Origin of the sequence: Lentzea sp. CA-135723 (assembly GCF_050936595.1) — a bacterium.
Taxonomy (GTDB): domain Bacteria; phylum Actinomycetota; class Actinomycetes; order Mycobacteriales; family Pseudonocardiaceae; genus Lentzea.
Map to the genome: position 1 here is coordinate 872,741 of NZ_JBNJMK010000002.1, position 18,179 is coordinate 890,919.

Annotated in this window: 15 protein-coding genes; 13 read left to right on the plus strand and 2 right to left on the minus strand. The window is 68.9% G+C overall.

Annotated elements, in window-relative coordinates; all coding sequences use genetic code 11:
* Window positions 1-16 precede the first annotated feature (16 nt).
* A complete protein-coding gene (locus tag ACQEU1_RS39875) occupies window positions 17-1,156 on the minus strand; it encodes an OzmP (RefSeq protein ID WP_433214261.1) in 1,140 nt (379 codons plus the stop codon).
* Window positions 1,153-4,890, minus strand: a complete 3,738-nt coding sequence (locus ACQEU1_RS39880) for a non-ribosomal peptide synthetase (RefSeq protein WP_433214264.1) — start codon at window positions 4,888-4,890, stop codon at window positions 1,153-1,155. Before ACQEU1_RS39880 ends, ACQEU1_RS39875 begins: the two co-directional genes overlap by 4 nt.
* 159 nt (window positions 4,891-5,049) lie before the next feature.
* Between ACQEU1_RS39880 and fabG the strand changes: the two genes are divergently transcribed.
* The 13 genes from fabG to ACQEU1_RS39945 all read left to right on the plus strand — a co-directional run bounded on the left by fabG (window position 5,050) and on the right by ACQEU1_RS39945 (window position 18,162).
* Complete coding sequence (gene fabG, locus ACQEU1_RS39885) at window positions 5,050-5,790, plus strand: 3-oxoacyl-ACP reductase FabG (RefSeq protein ID WP_433214267.1); 741 nt, start codon at window positions 5,050-5,052, stop codon at window positions 5,788-5,790.
* A gap of 26 nt (window positions 5,791-5,816) precedes the next feature.
* Window positions 5,817-7,463 (plus strand): aldehyde dehydrogenase family protein, encoded by a 1,647-nt coding sequence (locus tag ACQEU1_RS39890; protein WP_433214270.1) that lies wholly within the window; start codon window positions 5,817-5,819, stop codon window positions 7,461-7,463.
* Window positions 7,464-7,474: 11 nt separating this feature from the next.
* Window positions 7,475-8,578 (plus strand): acyl-CoA dehydrogenase family protein, encoded by a 1,104-nt coding sequence (locus tag ACQEU1_RS39895; protein WP_433217015.1) that lies wholly within the window; start codon window positions 7,475-7,477, stop codon window positions 8,576-8,578.
* Window positions 8,579-8,589: 11 nt separating this feature from the next.
* Window positions 8,590-9,819, plus strand: a complete 1,230-nt coding sequence (locus ACQEU1_RS39900; RefSeq protein ID WP_433214273.1) for an aspartate aminotransferase family protein — start codon at window positions 8,590-8,592, stop codon at window positions 9,817-9,819.
* Window positions 9,820-9,832: 13 nt separating this feature from the next.
* Entirely contained in the window at window positions 9,833-10,309 is a 477-nt protein-coding gene (locus tag ACQEU1_RS39905) for a type II toxin-antitoxin system RatA family toxin (RefSeq protein ID WP_433214276.1), read from the plus strand.
* A gap of 23 nt (window positions 10,310-10,332) precedes the next feature.
* Complete coding sequence (locus ACQEU1_RS39910; protein ID WP_433214279.1) at window positions 10,333-10,575, plus strand: acyl carrier protein; 243 nt, start codon at window positions 10,333-10,335, stop codon at window positions 10,573-10,575.
* A complete protein-coding gene (locus ACQEU1_RS39915; RefSeq protein WP_433214282.1) occupies window positions 10,572-11,801 on the plus strand; it encodes a beta-ketoacyl-[acyl-carrier-protein] synthase family protein in 1,230 nt (409 codons plus the stop codon). Before ACQEU1_RS39910 ends, ACQEU1_RS39915 begins: the two co-directional genes overlap by 4 nt.
* A gap of 9 nt (window positions 11,802-11,810) precedes the next feature.
* A complete protein-coding gene (gene fabI / locus ACQEU1_RS39920; protein WP_433214285.1) occupies window positions 11,811-12,626 on the plus strand; it encodes an enoyl-ACP reductase FabI in 816 nt (271 codons plus the stop codon).
* Complete coding sequence (locus tag ACQEU1_RS39925; RefSeq protein ID WP_433214288.1) at window positions 12,623-13,099, plus strand: MaoC family dehydratase; 477 nt, start codon at window positions 12,623-12,625, stop codon at window positions 13,097-13,099. Before fabI ends, ACQEU1_RS39925 begins: the two co-directional genes overlap by 4 nt.
* A 62-nt stretch (window positions 13,100-13,161) precedes the next feature.
* Window positions 13,162-13,989 (plus strand): helix-turn-helix transcriptional regulator, encoded by an 828-nt coding sequence (locus ACQEU1_RS39930; protein ID WP_433214291.1) that lies wholly within the window; start codon window positions 13,162-13,164, stop codon window positions 13,987-13,989.
* Window positions 13,990-14,189: 200 nt separating this feature from the next.
* Complete coding sequence (locus tag ACQEU1_RS39935) at window positions 14,190-16,457, plus strand: MMPL family transporter (RefSeq protein WP_433214294.1); 2,268 nt, start codon at window positions 14,190-14,192, stop codon at window positions 16,455-16,457.
* Window positions 16,458-16,606: 149 nt separating this feature from the next.
* Window positions 16,607-17,290, plus strand: a complete 684-nt coding sequence (locus tag ACQEU1_RS39940) for a response regulator transcription factor (protein WP_433214297.1) — start codon at window positions 16,607-16,609, stop codon at window positions 17,288-17,290.
* A complete protein-coding gene (locus tag ACQEU1_RS39945; RefSeq protein ID WP_433214300.1) occupies window positions 17,290-18,162 on the plus strand; it encodes a sensor histidine kinase in 873 nt (290 codons plus the stop codon). Before ACQEU1_RS39940 ends, ACQEU1_RS39945 begins: the two co-directional genes overlap by 1 nt.
* Window positions 18,163-18,179 lie beyond the last annotated feature (17 nt).

An 18,179-nucleotide genomic window follows, 5' to 3' on the forward strand; every position in this document is an offset into this window, starting at 1 on the left:
CTCCAGGGTGGTCAGGTCAGCTGCGGGGCAGCGGAAGGCCGAACTCGGCCGCGGTGGCCCGCAGGTCGAGACAGGTCCGGGCGACGTGGGCGGCGGCGTCCCCGGTGGCGCCCAGCATCGTGAAGAGGCCGACGAGCTCCCGCTCGTGCTCGGCGGGGTCGCCCTCGTCCGCGGAGATCGCGAACAGCGTGGTGCGCAGCCGGTCCTCCAGGTCGATCACGTTGAGCGCCTTGGGGAACTTCAGGCTGAACGAGGTGCGCTGCAGGTCGGGGTTGCGGTGCGACGCGCGCAGGTGGCTGGCCGCGTTGATCTTGTAGTACATGCTGCCCCAGTGCGTGTACGAGTACAGGTTCAGCAGCCCGAACAGCCGGCAGTGCGTTTCCAGCGGTGAGGCGTTGTAGAGCCCCTTGTCCTTCAGTTCGGCGACCATCTGGTCCGGGTCGTAGTCGTAGCGCGAGCCGACGTACGGGAAGACGATCCGGGGCAGTTCCTCAGTGGACGCGAACAGGATCTCCTCGACCCTGCCCTTGAACACCTCGTCGGTGAGCTTCTGGCCGAACTGCTGGTAGAAACCCTGCACGACCTTCCGCACGTCCGACTCCATGGTCAGGATCTGCTGCGGGTCCGCGCACAACGCGATGTACGGGATCTTGCGCTCGAACGCGACGAGGATCGCGCGGATCAGGAAGAACGACCGGCACGAGTAACAGGGCAGCTTCTCGTCCAGGTACTTCCCGGGCTTCTCCGGCTTGCGGGAGAAGATCTCCGCCATCACCCGAGTGATGCCGTCGTCATCTGAGTCGAGCAGGAACTCCGCGCCGATCTTCCCCTGAGCACCGCGCACGTTCTCGACGGAGTGCTTGCTCTCGAACGGGATGTCGAACGTGTAGGCCAGCACCCGCTTGTTCATGCCGTTCACGAACCGGTCGAGCATGAACGTGCTGTCCTTGCCGCCGCTGTACATGAAGAGGCAGTCGAACTCGCCCGCGAGGTTCGGCCCGGCGTTCTGGAACTCGCGGTACCTCTCGCTGGTGTAGCGGAAGTTCTCGACGAGCTCGGTCGCCATCGTGAGCTTGCAGAGGTTGCACAGGCTGTCGTCGTCGAGCGTCACGCCGGGGTGCTGCGCCCCCAACGAACACACCTTGCATGAAGTCACTTCCGCGGCTCCCCGTCTCCCGTTGTCCTGACCGAACGCAGCGCGCGCAGCTCGGCGAGCCCCGCGGCACGCGTGCCGGTGTCCTTCCGCGACCTCGCCGACCCCTTCGACGTGAGGTGCCCGGCCATGGCGCGCACCGTGGGATGCGTGAACATGTCGACCCGCGTCACCGGAACGTCGAACTCGTCGCGCAGCCGCTTCACGACCTGCATCAGCAGCAGCGAGGTACCGCCCAGGTCGAAGAACCCGGAGTCCAGTCCTACGTCGCCACGACCGAGGACCTCCTGCCAGACACCCGCGACCGAGCGTTCGGCGTCCGAGCGCGGCACCACGAACAGCGCGACAGGCGCTGTCGGTACGGGGAGGGCCTTGCGGTCGACCTTGCCGTTGTCCGTCTGCGGAATGCTGCTGAGCCACACGAAAGCCGACGGCACCATGTAGCCGGGCAGCTCCGTGCCGACCCAGTCGCGCAGGTCGGCGTCAGGCACCCGCTTCTCGCGTGCGACCAGGTAGGCGACGATGCGACGGTCACCGGGCGAGTCCTCGCGCACGATCGCCACGGCGTCGGACACCGCGGTGTGCCCGCGCAGCCTGGACTCGATCTCCCCCAGCTCGATCCGGTGTCCGTGCACCTTCACCTGGTTGTCCAGCCGGTTCAGGTAGACGAGCCGGCCGTCCGGGCGTTGCCGCACCAGGTCGCCGGTGCGGTAGAGCGTGCCGGACGGGAGTCCGGCAGGGGCGGGGACGAACCGCGCGGCGGTGAGTTCGGGCCGGTTGAGGTAGCCCTGGGCGACACCGTCGCCGCCGATGTACAGCTCTCCTGGCGTGCCCGGCGGCACCGGTGTGCCCGTCTCGTCGAGCACGTGCAGCCGGGTGTTCGCGATGGGCCTTCCGATCGTCACCGGCTCACCGGCCACCACGCGGTCCACTGTGGACCAGATGGTCGTCTCGGTGGGGCCGTAGAGGTTCCACACCTCCGCGCAGGATTCGGCGAGGAAGTCGGCCAGGTCCTGCGGCAGCGCTTCGCCACCGCACAGCACCTTCAGGCCGGGATCGCCCCGCCATCCGGCCGTGCGCAGCATCTGCCACGTCGCCGGGGTCGCCTGCATCACCGTCGGCCGGCTGCGGCCGAGTTGTTCGGCCAGTGCGAACCCGTCGGCGGCGGTCTCCGCGGCCGCCACCTCGACGCGCCCACCGCTGATGAGCGGCAGGTACAGCTCCAGGCCGGCGATGTCGAAGCACACCGTGGTGACGGCGAACATGTGGTCCTCGGCCGTGCAGCCGGGCTGCTTCGCCATCGTCCACAGGAAGTTCGTCAACGCCCGGTGCCCGATGCGAACGCCCTTGGGCCTGCCTGTCGAACCGGAGGTGTAGATGACGTAAGCCAGATCTGCCGAGTTGGCCCTGTCCTGGAACTTGTCGCCGAGACCGTGCATCGCCCGCCGGTGTTCGTCGAGATTCACCACTGGCGAGGGGAAGTCCTCCACCTCGCGCACGAGCGCGGTCTCGGTCAGCAGCATCTTCAGTCCCGCGTCCTCGGCCATCGCGCGAATGCGGGCGGGCGGATAGGTGGGGTCGAGGGGCACGTACGCCGCGCCGGTCTTCAACACGCCGAGCAACGTCACCACGAGATCGGCCGAGCGGTTCAGGTAGACGCCGACGAGCGAACCGGGACCGACCCCCCGCCGGATGAGGAACACGGCGAGGTCGGCGGACCGCCGGTCGAGCTCCCGGTAGGTGAGGACAGCTTCCTCGAAGATCACGGCGGGAGCGTCCGGGGTGCGCCGCGCTTGTTCGGCGATCAGCCGGTGCACGCACTTGGCACGGGGGTAGTCACGACGTGCGTTGGCCCACGCGGCCGTCGCCCTCGTGCGGTCGGCGGACGTGAGCAAGGAGGCCGTGGGATCGGTGAACAACGCGAAGCGATCGGTGAGATCCGCGACGACGTCCGGGGAGAAGTGCTTGGCGGAGAACCGCCACAGCGCCGACTTCCCGTCGCCGGCGAGGCTGATCGACAACGTCGTACCCGGCCGGGGTTCCGCGTTCAGGCTGACCGGCAGCCCGTCGCGCGCCAGGTCGGCCAGCGGACCGGCCAGCTCCTCACGGGACCAGACCTCGTCCCGGCAGCGCGGTTGAGCGCGACTCACCGCGAGTTCGGTGCGCACCGCCGCTTCGAACGCCTCGGGTGCCGTTCGCTTGAGGGCGGGCACCCGCAGAACGCCGGTACCGAACCCGACGTCGAAGCCGTCGCTCTGCCCGCTGATCCTCGCGAGGAACGCGAGCACTCGCACGATGGTGTCGCCACGGGGTGTGGGGACCTCGACCGACACGTACTCGCCCGAGGGGGCGGAGGTCTGCTGTTCGTGGGGGAGCCGCAATGCGCGCAGAGCGGTGAGCCGGCGGACCCAGAACTCGTCGGCGGCGCGCGCGGCCGCGAAAGGGTCCGCAGGTCCGGGCAGCTCGCCGACCAGTCGGGTGGGATCCGCGGTCATCGCGCCCAGCAGGTCGACGAAGTGGGCGAGCAGCGCGGAGGCGGCGTCGTCGTCGAACCGGGACCGGTCGTAGCCGAGCGTGAACGCGAGCTCGAGGCCGCGATAGGCGTTGAGCGTGAGCGGCACGCCGACCTGGTCGCGGTAGGACGTGCGGATGTTCTCCCACCGGCCGCCCTGACCGCGGAACAACGCGTCCACGGCGAAGTCCTCGAACACGAGAATGCTCTCGAACACCGGGGTGGCCGAGGGTAGCTCGGTCCACTGCCGGATGCGGCCGAGCGGCGTGTGCTCGTACCTGCTCAGCGGCAGGTGCCGGTCACGCAGCTCACCGCAGAAGTCGATCACGGTGTGCGCCGGATCCACGTGAGCGCGGTGCGGCAGGGTGTTGATCAGCAGCCCGAGCATCGATCCGGCTCCTGGCACACCGGCGCGACACGACCGGGTGGCTCCGAACACCACGTCGTCTCGGCCCTGGTACTGGGCCAGCAGTACAGCCCACGCGGCGTGCGCGAAGACGCTCACCGGGATCCGTTGCTCTCTCGCCAGCCGCTCGACGGCCGCGGTCGCCTGCTCCGGAAGCGTCGCCGCGATCGAGCCGTAGCCGGTGTCGCCGGTGTCGCCACCCAGCCGGGGCGCGACGCCGAAGCCGGCCAGATGCGCACGCCAGAAACGCTCGCCCACGCCGAAGTCCTGCTGTCCCAGCCAGTCCAGGTGTGCGCTGAACGGCACCCGTCGTGGTAGGTCGAGCGGCGTACCGGCGCGAAGGCCGTCGTACCTGGTCACCAGCTCGTGCACCAGTGAGGCAAGCGACCGGCCGTCGACCAGCGCGTGGTGCACCGTCAGGAGGAATCGGTGCTCTTCCGCGCCCGTGCGCGCCAGCAGGAACCGCACGGGCGGTGCGGTGAAGTCGAAGGCGAGGTGTTTGTCGGCGAGCAGGTGGTCGCGCAACCGCTGGTCCGGGTCACCGGTGCGCCAGTCGACGACGCGCATCGTGCACTCGGCGTGTGCACGCACGGACTGAGTGGGACCGCTGGGGTCCAGCACGGTGCGCAGGACGGGGTGCTCCGCGACAAGTGCGCGCAGCGCCACGCCGAACGCCTCGACGTCGACGGCCTCGGACAGCGTGAGCGTGCACTGGACTACGTAGCTGCCCTCCTCGGGCGCGCTCAGGCTGTGCAGCAACATGCTGTGCTGAAGCTCCGTCAGCACACGCGGTTCGTCCGATGTGGATGGTCGGGTCATGGGTGCGGCTCCTTCACGTCGCATTCCCACAGTGGGGTCTAGTCCGGGTTCTGATACGCCGGAACGGAAATTGGCCGCCAGGTATCTGCGCCGGACGAGGCCGGGTCTGTGGCCGTGAAAGGGCGATCGCCCGTCACCACACCAGCTGGGGAGGAACCGATGTCGGAGCGTCCGTGCGCGATCGTCACCGGAGGGTCGCGCGGGATCGGCCGGGCCGTCGCGGTGAAGCTGGCCGCAGACGGCCACGACATCGCGTTCTGCTCGCGGTCGGTCGACGACCACGTCAAGGAGACGCTCGAGCTGATCCGGGCCGAGGGCGCGGACGCGGTGCACGAGGTGTGCGACGTGAACGACCTCGCATCGGCCAAGGCGTTCGCCACACAGGTCGAGGAGCAGCTCGGGCCGATCGCCGTCCTGGTCAACTCGGCGGGCGTCGTCCGCGACGGCGCGTTCTTCCGAATGTCCGAAGAGGACTGGGAGGCCGTGGTCGGCACCAACCTGACCGGCACGTTCAACCTGTGCCGGGCGGTCACGTTCGGCATGTTGCGCCGCAAGGGCGGGGCCATCGTCAACGTGTCGTCGATCGTCGGCACTCGTGCGGGCGCCATGCAGGTCAACTACGCCGCCGCGAAGGCCGGGGTGAACGGCCTGACCCGCGCGCTGGCCAGGGAGGTCGCGGCACACGGCGTGCGGGTCAATGCGGTGGCGCCCGGCTTCATCGAGACGGACATGACCGCCGACCTCGACGACAAGGTCCGAGAGGCCGCGCTGGCGATGACGCCGCAGCGGCGGTTCGGCACCCCGGAGATGGTGGCCGATCTCGTGGCGTTCCTCGTGTCACCACGTGCCGAGTTCATCACCGGCCAAGTCGTGCACGTCGACGGCGGAATCACTCTGTGAGCCAAGCGAAAACGAGAGGCAGCTCGATGAAGACGGTGCCGACCTACGCGTCGTTCGTCGGCGGGAAGGACGTCGACTCCGACCGCCACCTCTACACTGTGAGCGCGCGTTCGGTGCTGGAGGACGTGTTCTCCGCGCTGACGCTGAAGCGCAAGCTCGACGCCGGCACCGCTGATCCCGCCGAGTTCGCCGACCGGATCGTCGGCCGGTGCGCTGCCGCTGATGACGACGTGAACGAGGCGGCGTTGCGAGCCGCCGCCGACGCCGCGCCGATCTGGGCCGCGACGCCGTTGCGCACCCGCATCGAAGGCATGGCGATGATCCGGGAACGGGTCCGGGCCAGGCACGACGAGATCGTCGACACGCTGATCGCCGAGGGCAACCCGCGGCTGCTCGCCCAGTGGCAGGTTTCCGGCATGCTGACCGCGGCGAGCGACGACATGCTCAGCTGGTTCGAAACCCAGCTGTGCCAGGAGTTCTCGGTCGGGCCGCGCCGGTTGCTCGTGCGCCGGGTGGCGGACGGCGTCGTGTGCGTGAACCCACCGCAGAACGCTCCCGCGTCGAGCGCGTTGCTCGGCTGCATGTCCCTGGTGGCCGGCAACGCGATCGTCGTGCGGGCACCCCGCAGCGCGCCGCTCGGCGTCATGTACCTGCTGCGCGAGTTCGTCGCGCCGGTGTTGGAAGAGCTGGGCGCGCCTCCCGGCACGTTGAACGTGTTCTGCGCGCGGCCGGGCCGCACGATCGACACCTGGCTGGGAAGCCCGCTGGTCGACGACATCTTCTACACGGGCAGCGTCGAACGGGGCCTTGAGGTCGAGCGCAAGTGCATCGAGGCCGGTAAGAAGCCGATCCTCGAGCTCAGCGGCAACGACTGTGTGGTCGTCTGGCACGACGCGGACGTCGAGCTCGCCGCGCAGGCGCTCGTCGAGGCGTTCTACGGCTCAGGCCAGATCTGCATGGTGCCCAACCAGGTCGTGGCACATCCGCGCATCGCCGACGAATTGCTCGCCGCGCTGGACGCCGCGCTGCAGAACGTGAAACCCGGCTACCCGGACGAGGACGGCGTGCTGCTGTCCCCGGTCATGCGCACGGAGAGGTTCTTCGGCTATGTACGAGACGCGCTGGAGCACGGTGCCGAGCTCGTGCGCGGTGGACGGCGGCTGGAAGTCGACGGCACACCCTCCGACACCGGGATGTTCCTCGAGCCCACGGTGCTGCGGGTGGATGGCCTCGTGGACTGCCGACGCGTCGAAATGGTCCGCGAGGAGACCTTCTTCCCCCTCCTCCCGGTCGTCGTCCCGCAGGAGACGGAGGACGACGACCTGCTCGACGACGTGATCGCGTTCGTCGAGAGCAACCGCTACGGGCTGCGCAACTCGTTGTGGAGCAAGGACCCCGTCGTGATCGACCAGTTCGTGCGGCGCGTCCGCAACGGCGGTCTGCTCAAGGTCAACGACTCGCACATCGGGTTCGCGCCCTACCTCCCGACCCACGGCGGCACAGGTCTCACCGGTGGCGCCTTCGGCGAGGCCAACTACCCGGCCCTGCGGACCTCCCACCTGCAGGGCGTGTCGATCGCAGAGGGCGTCCGGCCCCTCGACGCGGTCTTCGACTCGTACCGCCTCGTCGCCGGCGTTCCCGCCCAGAACAAGCCCGTCCAGACCAAGGAGTAGCAGTGCAGTTCATGGAGATCGACCGGACCACGCTCGACGGACTCCTCCCGGGACTGCGCGAGCGGCTCGCCGAGATTCCGCTGACCGAGCTGGAGTCCGAGAAGAACCCCGGCATCGAGATCTTCCGCAGCCTCGGCGGCACGAACCTGCTGGTGCCGAAGGAACACGGCGGCCTCGGAGCCGACGCGCTCGACTCCGTCCGGGTCATGCGCGCACTGGCCGCGGTGGCACCGTCGACGGCCGTCGCGACGATGATGCACCAGTTCTCGGTCAGCACGATGGTGGCCGCGGTGTCGTTCGGCGCGGAGGGCGGGGTGAACCCGGCGCTGCTGGACAGCATCACGCAGAACCAGTTGCTGCTGTCGTCCGCCTTCGCCGAGGGCCGGACCGACCAGGACATCCTGCAGCCGACCATGACGGCGACGCCGGTCGACGGCGGTTACCTCGTCAGCGGCAGCAAGAAGCCGTGCAGCCTCTCGCGGTCGATGAACCTCATGACGGCGAGCGTCGCGCTCCCGCCGGAGCACAGCATCACCGGTCTGGGCATCGCGGTGATCCCGGCCGACGCCGACGGTCTCTCGGTGCACCCGTTCTGGTCGAGCTTCGTGCTCGCCGGCGCGGAGAGCGACGAGGTCCGGCTCAACGAGGTGTTCGTGCCCTTCGAGCAGATGGTCGCGCCGCCGATCGAGCAGGCGATCGCGTTGCAGATGACCGGACTCGTGTACTTCCAGCTGTCCGTCGCCGCTGCCTACACCGGCATCGCGAGCTCCCTGGTGCACCGAGTCCTGGAGCGCGGACGTGGCTCCGTCACCGACCGCGCCGACCTCGCGGTGCGCATCGAGTCAGCCGCGCTCGCGACCGAGGCCGTCGCCAGGCAGATGATCGCCGGTGACCCGATCCACGTCACGCTCGCCGCGGCGCAGGTCGCGCGGTTCGCCGCGCAGCAGACGATCGGCGACGTCGTCAACCGCGCGGTCGAACTGCTCGGTGGCATGGCCTACGTGTCCTCTTCGGACGTCGGCTACCTGGCCGCCGCCTCGCACGGCATCTCGTTCCACCCGCCGTCGCGGACCAGCGCCGCGTCGTCGATCGTCGACTACTTCACGGCCGGCTGATGACTGCCGTCATGAGCGAGACGGTGCGCCGGTACCGGGCGCACCTGGGCAAGGGCCGCGCCGCGCTCGCCGAACTGCTCGGAGGTGAGGAGGAAGTCGCGTCCTCCGGCGCCTGGGTGCACACCGACACCGGGCGAAGGCTGTTGAACTGCGGCGGGTACGGCGTGCTGATCATGGGCTCGCGGCATCCCCGCGTCGTCGAGGAGGTGTCGGCTCAGCTAGCCACCCACCCGGTGTCGACGCGACTGTTCTTCGAACCGTCGATGGGCCGTGCCGCCGAGGCGCTCGTTTCGGTCGCCCCGGCCGGACTCACCAAGGTGCACTTCGCGAACTCCGGCACGGAGGCCGTCGAAGCCGCGGTGAAGATGGCGCGCAGCAAGGGAAAGCGGAAGCTGATCTCGGCGCACGGCGGCTATCACGGCAAGACGCTGGGCGCGTTGAGCCTGACCGCCAAAGACGCGTTCCAGCGTCCGTTCCAGCCGCTGCTGCCGGACGTCACCCACGTGCCGTACGGCGATGCGGAGGCGATCCGCGCCCAGCTGGTCGCGTCGCCGGGGGAGTGCTGCGTCGTGCTCGAACCCGTTCAGGGTGAGGCCGGCGTCGTGGTCCCTCCACCGGGCTACCTCAAGGAGGTTTCCGCTCTGTGCCAGGAGTTCGGGGCCTTCCTGGTGCTCGACGAGATCCAGACAGGCATGGGCCGGCTTGGGAGCTGGTGGGGCGCCGACGCCGAGTCGATCACCCCGGACGTGCTGCTGACGGGCAAGGCGCTCGGCGGGGGCCTGCTGCCGGTGTCGGCGGCCGTGGCCACCGAGGCCGCCTACAGCGAGTTCGACCGCGATCCGTTCCTGCACACGTCGACGTTCTCGGGCAGCCCGCTGGGCATGGCGGCCGTCATCGGTGCCATCGCGGCGGTCGAGGAGGACGGGCTGGTCGACCGGGCGCGACACCTCGGCGCGGAGCTCCTACCCGAGCTGCGCGCCGTCGTCACCCGCGTGCTCGGCGACCACGTGCGCGACGTTCGCGGTGAAGGCCTGTTGATCGGGTTGGAGTTCGCGACACCGGACGTGCCGACGCTGCTGATGGTCGACCTGGTCGCGGAGGGCGTGGTGGCCAACCACTCGCTCAACGAGGGCCACGTCCTGCGCTTCACCCCGCCCGCCGTGCTCACCGGTTCCGACGTCGCATTCCTGCTGGAGGCCGTCGAACGAGCCGCCACCCAGGTCGCGCGCTGGTGCGACTGATGAGGAGTTCCGAATGAGGACCATCGAGCTCAGGGCGTCGGTGCCCGCGTGCGCGCCCGCCGACGCCTTCGAGAAGCTGAGCGACTTCAGCCGGTTTCCCGAGCTGTGCAGCGAGATCCGCTCGATCACGCAGCACCCCGGCGAACCCCGGCGCACCGACTGGTCCGTGGAGTTCCGCCAGGGCCTGCTGAGCTGGACCGAGCGCGAGATCTTCGACCACGAGGGCCTGCGCGTCGAGTTCAGCCAGGTCGACGGCGACTTCGCCGACTTCCGCGGCACCTGGCAGGTCACCGGTACCGGCGACGCCAGCGAGATCGTCTTCGAGGTCACCTACGACTTCGGGATCGAGAGCCTCGCGGGCGCCATGGACCCGATCGCCGAACGCCTGCTGCTGCGCGTGGTCGGCGACATCCTGCACGGCCTGTTCGACGACGTCGTGCTGGCCAGGAGCACCGATCCCGAGGCGCTCAGCCTCGCCAAGTCCGAGTAACCACCAGAACGAGGGTGACCCACATGTCAACGACCATCGAACGCCTCACCGCCGTGCTCGTCTCGCGCTTCGGCATCTCCGAGGGCGAGGTCAGCTCGGACACGAAGCTGACCGACCTCGACCTCGACTCGCTGGCCCTGATCGAGCTCGGCATGGTCGCCGAGAAGGAGTTCGGCATCAAGATCAGCGAGGAGGACGTCGCGCCGAGCGACACCATCGACAAGGTCGCGTCCCTGATCGACGGCAAGGTCGGGGTCGCCGGATGAGCGGGACCTTCGACGTCGCGGTGACCGGGGTCGGCCTGGTCACCTCGGCGGGAATCGGCGTCCAGGCCTCCTGGGAGCGCATCCTGCGCGGCGAGCCGACCGCCACCACCGACCCCGGTCTGGCCGGGATCGGGCTGCCGGCGGACTTCAGCTGCCGGGTGCCCGACTTCAACGCCGCCGAGCTGCTGGACCGCCGCACGGCGTGGCGTCAGGAACGCTTCACCCACCTGGCGCTCTACGCGGCCCGCGAGGCCGTCGCCGACGCGAAGCTGGACCCGGCCACGTGGGACGGCGCCAGGGTCAGCGTGATCATGGGCAACGCGCTCGGCGGCACGCCGACGTACGAGGCCCAGCTCACCGCCCTGCGCGAGGACGGCGTGTCCGCGGTGACACCGATGCTCATCCCGATGATCGGGCAGGGCGGCTCCACCGGGTTCGTCTCCATGGACTGCGGTGCGCGTGGCCCGAGCTGGAGCGTGTCCTCGGCCTGCGCCTCCGGTGTCACGGCGCTCGGCACGGCTCGCGACCTGTTGCAGCGGGGCATCTGCGACGTGGTGATCGCGGGCGGCTCCGAGTCGGCGCTCAGCCCGCTGATCACCGCGGGTTTCGCGCGCATGGGTGCGATGTCGACTCGGTGCGACGACCCGGCGGCCGCATCCCGGCCGTTCGACGTCGACCGCGACGGTTTTGTCGCCTCCGAGGGCGCGGGCGTGCTCGTGCTGGAGCGGTTGGACCACGCGCTGGCACGCGGTGCGCACGTGCGGGCCAAGCTCAGCGGCTACGGCTCGACCTCGGACGCGTTCCACGTCAGCGCACCCCGCCCGGACGGTTCCGGCGCCGAAGCGGCCATCCGGATGGCGCTCGCCGACGCGGGTGTGAGCCCGGACGAGGTCGACCACGTCAACGCCCACGGCACCTCGACGCCGCTCAACGACCTCAACGAGGCCAAGGTCGTGCGCCGGATCTTCGGTGAACGCCCCGTCGTCACGTCGGTCAAGGGAAGCGTCGGCCACTCGCTGGGCGGTGCCGGTGCCATCGAGGCCGTCTGCACGGTGTTGTCGGTCGAGCAGGGCCTCGTGCCGGCGACGGCGAACCTGGAGAACCAGGACCCGCAGATCGAGCTGGACGTCGTCACCAGGGCCCCGCGGAAGATGCCGGTGAACGTCGCCATCAACAACTCGTTCGGCTTCGGCGGCGCCAACGCCGTCGTCGTGTTCACCAAGTAGGGGAACACCATGCTGCTCAAGGACAAGCGAATCCTCGTGACGGGGGTCCTCACCGAGGACTCCATCGGGTACGCGGTCGCGCGGATGGCCCAGGAGGCCGGTGCCGAAGTCGTGCTCACCGGGCACGGCAAGGCACTGCGGCTCACGAAGCTCACCGCGGACCGGTTGCCCTCTCCGTGCGACGTCCTCGAAATGGACGTGACCGAGCAGGACCAGGTCGAGGCCGTCGCCGCCGATCTGGAACAGCGGTGGGGTGCGGTCGACGGCGTCGTGCACGCCATCGGCTTCGCGCCGGCCACCGCATTGGGCGGTGGCTTCCTCACGGCGCCGTGGGACGACGTCGCCCTGGCGCTGCGGATCTCCACCTACTCCTTCGCCACCCTCGGCAACGCGTTCGGCCCGCTGCTCGCCAAGTCCGGCGGCGGGTCGCTCGTGGGCATCGACTTCGACGCCCGCCAGGTGTGGCCCGGCTACGACTGGATGGGCGTGGCCAAGGCGGGACTGGAGAGCTGCAACCGCTACCTCGCCTACGACCTGGGCCGCGACGGCACGAGGGTCAACCTCGTGGCGGCCGGACCGCTGCACACCGTGGCAGCCCGGTCCGTGCCGGGACAGAACCTGCTCGAAGAGCTGTGGGGTGACCGCGCTCCGCTGGGCTGGGACGTCCGGGACGCCGAGCCCGTCGGCCGGGTCGTCTGCTCGTTGCTCTCGGACTGGATGCCCGCCGTCACGGGCGAGCTCATCCACGTCGACGGCGGCGCGCACGCCATCGCCACCAGCGTGTCCGGCACCTGGCTGAACCGGAAGACGGAGAACACCGCATGAAGCGCTACAGCTCGCCCGCCGAGATGATCCCGGATGCCGGCACCACGCTGGGCACCAGCCCGTGGCGCCTGGTCGACCAGCAGATGATCAACGTGTTCGCCGACCTCACCGACGACCCGCAGTGGGTGCACGTCGACGAGGCGCGAGCCAAGGAAGGCCCGTTCGGCGCCACCGTCGCGCACGGCATGCTGACCATCTCCCTGGCGGTCTCGCAGCTCGGCGAGATCGTCGAGGTCGGCGGCACGGACATGCTGCTCAACAAGGGCATCGACCGGCTGCGGTTCTCGGCGCCGGTCACGGCCGGCACGCGGATCCGCACCACCGCCGAACTGGTGTCCGCCACACCGAGGATCCGCGGCTTCACGGAGATCGTCTTCGGCATCAGCGTCGAGGTCGAGAACTCGGGCAAGGTGGCCCTGACAGCCCAGGTGCGCGCGTTCGCTCACGTCGCTGAATCGGACGAATCGAACTAATGATGTCGGCCCCTGCCACAATGGTCTCCGAGTGCGGCGACCGGCGTGGACAGGGGAGGCTGATGGCGGACGGCACCTGGAGCGGTGGGTTCGGCGTGATCCGGCCGGGGTGGCAGCTCTACCTCGGCGCGGTCGGCCAGGCGGCCGAGCACGCCCACCACGCGATCCAGATCGTCGTCGCGGACGGCTGGATCGAGCTCCAGGACGGCGCAGGCGATCGGCAGCGATGCCGGTCCGCGGTGATCCCTGCCAACGAGCCGCACGCCATTCTCGAGGGCAACCCGCGCACGGTGATGCTCTACCTCGAACCGGAGAGCACCACCGGCCGGGAGCTCATGGAGCGTGGTGCTTCGTCGTCGGTCGGTTCGTGGGTCGAGTCGGCGCGCGCGTTGACGCCCGCGTTGCTCAATCGCGACGACCAGGAGCCCGAAGCGCTGGTGTGCCGGATCTTCGGCGCACTGGGCGTGGACTGCCGGGTGGTGACGGGTGTCGCCGGCCATCCGGTGCTCGAGGACGCGATCCGGTACCTGCCGACGATCATCAGCGGTTCGGTGTCGCTGTCCGCGGTCAGTGCGGCTGTGGGCATCTCGGACAGTCGGCTGCGGCACCTGTTCGCGTCCGAGATCGGCCTGTCGTTCCGCCGGTACGTGCTGTGGCTGAGGCTGCAACGTGCCGTCGAGTCGGTGCTCAGCGGTGCCACGCTGACCGAAGCCGCGCACACCGCGGGCTTCACCGACTCCGCACACCTCACGAACGTCACCCGCCGCACCTTCGGCCTCGCCCCGTCCCTGCTCGCCAGGGCGGTGTCCTCGCACCCGCCGAGCGAGGACTGCGAGAAGGTGACCGTGGGATGCATGGACGTCCCCGAACTGCACGGTCGCACTCGGTAGGTCTTGTTTGTGTTCCGCCGCCCCTGCGGCGGAACACAAACAAGACCTACCGGCAGATGTAGCGCCAAGTGTCACTGTGCGCGTACCCCTGGTGGGTATAGCCGTTTCTTACAAGTCTCGGGACGGGCCACGCCCGCAGACTTCTGTCATCGGGCGATGTTCGCCCGCTCGCAGGAGTTTCACCGAGGAGTGAGCAATCCATGACAGCGGACCAGAAGGAGCGGGAGGCGCCGCCCGGCATCGCGAAGGGGGCGAAGCGCTCACTGCTGGAACGCATCGGACACGGCGTCTTCAAGCGCCGGATCCTGGTGCTGGTCGCCGTGGTCGTCGCGATCGGACTCGCGTTGCCGTTCGGCTCGGACGTCACGGAACGGTTGTCCGAAGGCGGCATCACCGCGACGAACGCGGAGGCCACACGCGCAGACGACATTCTGAACAAGGACTTCAAGGGCGGGGCACCGCACCTGGTGTTCCTCGTGAAGACACCGGGGTCCGTCGAGGACGAGGCCGCCGTCAAGTTCGGCACCGACCTGACCCAGAAGCTCGCCAGGGAATCCGGTGTGGTGCAGGCGGAGTCGTTCTGGACCTTGGGCGGCGCGCCGCCGTTGCGCGGTGAGGACAGTCGCTCCGCGATGATCCTCGTCCGGCTCGCCGGTGACGAGAACGAGGTCAGCAAGGCGACCACCCGCATCGTGCCCGGCATCGTTGGGCAGCGCGAGGGCTTCACCGTCGAGGCGACAGGTGTGGCGCAGGTCCGCGCCGAGGTGAACAAGCAGAGCGACGAGGACCTGGTCCGCGCCGAGCTGATTGCCGCGCCCCTGACGTTGCTGATCCTGCTGCTGGTGTTCCGCGGTGTCATCGCCGCGCTGACGCCGCTCGCGGTGGGTGGTCTCGCGGTGGTCGGCGCACTCGTCATGTTGAAGGTGTTCAACATGATGGTTCCTGTGTCGGTGTTCGCGGTGAACATCACCATCGCACTGGGACTGGGTCTCGCTATCGACTACAGCCTCTTCATCCTCACCCGGTTCCGAGAGGAACTGGCGAGCGGATCCGACGTGCGGGAGGCGATCGGCACAACAGTCCGCACCGCCGGACGCACCGTCGTGTTCTCCGCGTTGACGGTCGCCGTATCGATGTCATCGCTGTTGTTGTTCCCCATGAACTTCCTACGCTCGTTCGCCTACGCCGGCATTTCCGTCGTGGCGCTCGCGGCTTTGGGCGCAGTGGTCGTGCTCCCGGCTCTGCTGTCGGTTCTGGGACGCAAGGTGGACGCGCTGAGCCTGCAAGGGCTGTTCCGGTCCCGGAAGAAGAAGGCAACGCCGACGGACGGCAGCAGTGGCTTCTGGCACCGCTGGTCGCTGATCGTGATGAAGCGGCCGCTGCCGTTCTTCCTGGTCGTCACGGCGTTGCTGCTGGTCGTCGGTTCTCCGTTCCTGGGGGCCAAGTTCGGCGAGTCCGACGACCGTGTGCTGCCGCCTGACGCGCCCGCACACGTTGCCGCGCAGTACATCCGCGACAACTACGCGAGCAAGGAAGACTCGCCGATCACCGTGGTGCTGCCGGGCGTTCCCGCCCAGGCGGACAACACGAAGATCAGTGACTACGCCACGAAGCTCTCCCAGATCGGCGGGGTGACCAGGGTCGACGCCGCGACGGGCTCGTACATCAAGGGCGAGCAGGTCGCGCCCGCGGATCCCAGCTCGAAGCGGTTCGACGCTCCGGTCGGTACCTGGGTGTCGATCATCTCCGAGCCCGAGGCGTACTCGCCCCAGGGCGGTGATCTGGTGGCGAAGGTGCGTGACCTGGCGTCGCCCTCCACGGACCGGCTCGTGGGTGGCCAGGCGGCCCAGCTCGTGGACGCGCGCAAGAACGTCGGTGGCGCGCTGCCGTGGGTGCTGTTGTTCATCGCGGTGACGACGTTCGTGCTGTTGTTCCTGTTCACCGGCAGCCTGCTGATCCCGTTGCAGGCCATCGTGATGAACCTGCTCAGCCTCACGGCGACCTTCGGGGCGATGGTCTTCATCTTCCAGGAGGGTCACCTGCGCTGGCTGGTGGGTGACTTCATCGTCACGGACAACGTCAACATCCGGATGCCGATCCTGATGTTCTGCGTGGCGTTCGGCGTGTCGATGGACTACCAGGTGTTCATGTTGTCGCGCATCAAGGAGCACCACGAGCTCACCGGCGACAACGTGGCCTCAGTGGCCTGGGGTCTGGAGCGGGTCGGCAGGCTCGTCACAGCCGCGGCCGTGATCGTCGCGGTCGTGCTGTTCGCCTTCGCGACCTCAGGGCTGACCCCGGTGAAGCTGCTCGGGGTGGGGCTCGCGATCGCGGTGATCGTGGACGCCACGTTGATCCGCGGTGCGCTCATGCCCGCGTTGATGCGCATGTGCGGCAACGGCAACTGGTGGTTGCCGGGATGGCTCCGCGCGTTCCACAACAAGTTCGGGTTGTCGGAAGCGCGGTAGTGGAACGCGGGGCCGGCTCCTCCTTCCCCCGGAGGACCCCCTCGGGAGCCGGCCCCGTTGTTCACGAGTGCTGACAAATCCGCCTCCAGCGCCTCGACACTGGTCGGTGCGGCCCGTCTGCGCCGCACCGGCTGTGAAGGGGCGACGGAGTGCGGATCTTGCTCATCGAGGACGACGACCACGTCGCGGACGCGTTGCGTGAGGCACTGGCCCGGTTCGGGCACACGACCGACCACATCACCCAGGGCGCCCAGGCCGTCGGCGCCGCCGAAAGGGCCGACTTCGTCCTGCTCGACCTCGGGCTACCGGATCTCGACGGCCAGGAGGTCTGCCACCGGCTGCGGGAGACCTCCCAGGTGCCGATCATGGTGCTGAGCGCGCGGACCGAGGAGATCGACCGGATCGTGCTGCTCCAGGCCGGTGCGGACGACTACCTGGTGAAACCGTTCAGCACCCGTGAACTGGTCGCGAGGATCGAGGCGGTCAGCAGGAGGTCGCTGCGCACGACGGTGAGCGAGCCGGAACACCAGGACGACCAGATCCAGCTCGGGCCGTTGACGGTGGAGCCCCGGACCCGCAAGGCCAGCGTGGACGGGCGATCGATCGCCCTGACCCGCAGGGAGTTCGACCTCCTGCTCGCGTTGCTGGCCGATCCCGGCGCTGTCCGGCACCGGGAAGACCTGATCAACGAGGCGTGGGACCCGCACTGGCACGGCTCGACCAGGACCCTCGACGTCCACGTCAGCTCGTTGCGCACCAAGCTCGGTCATCGGGACTGGATCACGTCGGTGCGAGGCGTGGGTTTCCGCCTGGCTGTGCCAGTGGTCTCCTGATGACCTACGTCGCCCTGGCTCTGTTGATCGGACTGATCGTGGCGGCTCTGGTGTTGGCCCGGCACGTGCGCAGGCTGAGGGCGGTCCTGGTGGGGTTCACCGAAGGTGATTACCGGTTGAGACTTCCTTCCTCCGCGCTGCTCGGCACGTCCGTCAACGTGCTGGGAGACCGGCTGGTCGAGTTGCGCGACTCCCAACGGTCGTTCGTCGCCGACGCCTCCCATCAGCTGCGCAACCCGCTGGTGGCGTTGCAGTTGCGGCTCGAGAACCTGGAGCCGCACGTCAGGCCTGAGGGTCTGGGCAAGATGGAGAGCGCCCTGCGTGAAGCCACTCGGATGAGCCTGATCCTCAACGCCCTCATGACGATGGCGAGAGGTGAGGGACGTGCCGACGCACGCCAACCCGTAGACGTCGCGGCGGTGCTGGAAGACCGGATGGCGTCATGGCGCCCGATCACGGCCGTGGCCGGCGTCGACCTGCTCATCAAGCCCTGCACCGGGTTGTGGGCCACGGCGTTGCCGGCCGCCGTCGACCAGATCCTCGACGTGTTCATCGACAACGCCCTGCGCGTCTCACCCGCGGGCTCGACGATCCAGCTGTTCGCCGAGGCGACACTGCACCAGGTCCGGCTCTTCTGTCGCGACGAAGGTCCCGGCATGAACCCGGCCGACGCGGCCCGCGCCTGCGAACGCTATTGGCGTGGCACACAAAGACGTGACACGGACGGTGCCGGTCTGGGCCTGGCGATCGCTGCGGGTCTCGCACGGGCGAGTGACGGGTGGATCGCGTTGAATCCGGCACCTGCTTCGGGCACGGACGCGGTTCTCGTCCTGCGCACCGCACAGTCCACAGTGGATGACAGAGAAGTTTAAGCAATCCCTTACAAAAG

Coding starts and splice junctions, on each gene's coding strand:
- ACQEU1_RS39900 (WP_433214273.1), top strand. CDS start 8,590: ATGAGCGAGACGGTGCGCCGGTACCGGGCGCACCTGGGCAAGGGCCGC.
- ACQEU1_RS39925 (WP_433214288.1), top strand. CDS start 12,623: ATGAAGCGCTACAGCTCGCCCGCCGAGATGATCCCGGATGCCGGCACC.
- ACQEU1_RS39890 (WP_433214270.1), top strand. CDS start 5,817: ATGAAGACGGTGCCGACCTACGCGTCGTTCGTCGGCGGGAAGGACGTC.
- ACQEU1_RS39880 (WP_433214264.1), bottom strand. CDS start 4,890: ATGACCCGACCATCCACATCGGACGAACCGCGTGTGCTGACGGAGCTT.
- ACQEU1_RS39930 (WP_433214291.1), top strand. CDS start 13,162: ATGGCGGACGGCACCTGGAGCGGTGGGTTCGGCGTGATCCGGCCGGGG.
- ACQEU1_RS39910 (WP_433214279.1), top strand. CDS start 10,333: ATGTCAACGACCATCGAACGCCTCACCGCCGTGCTCGTCTCGCGCTTC.
- ACQEU1_RS39915 (WP_433214282.1), top strand. CDS start 10,572: ATGAGCGGGACCTTCGACGTCGCGGTGACCGGGGTCGGCCTGGTCACC.
- ACQEU1_RS39945 (WP_433214300.1), top strand. CDS start 17,290: ATGACCTACGTCGCCCTGGCTCTGTTGATCGGACTGATCGTGGCGGCT.
- fabG (WP_433214267.1), top strand. CDS start 5,050: ATGTCGGAGCGTCCGTGCGCGATCGTCACCGGAGGGTCGCGCGGGATC.
- ACQEU1_RS39905 (WP_433214276.1), top strand. CDS start 9,833: ATGAGGACCATCGAGCTCAGGGCGTCGGTGCCCGCGTGCGCGCCCGCC.
- ACQEU1_RS39935 (WP_433214294.1), top strand. CDS start 14,190: ATGACAGCGGACCAGAAGGAGCGGGAGGCGCCGCCCGGCATCGCGAAG.
- ACQEU1_RS39895 (WP_433217015.1), top strand. CDS start 7,475: ATGGAGATCGACCGGACCACGCTCGACGGACTCCTCCCGGGACTGCGC.
- fabI (WP_433214285.1), top strand. CDS start 11,811: ATGCTGCTCAAGGACAAGCGAATCCTCGTGACGGGGGTCCTCACCGAG.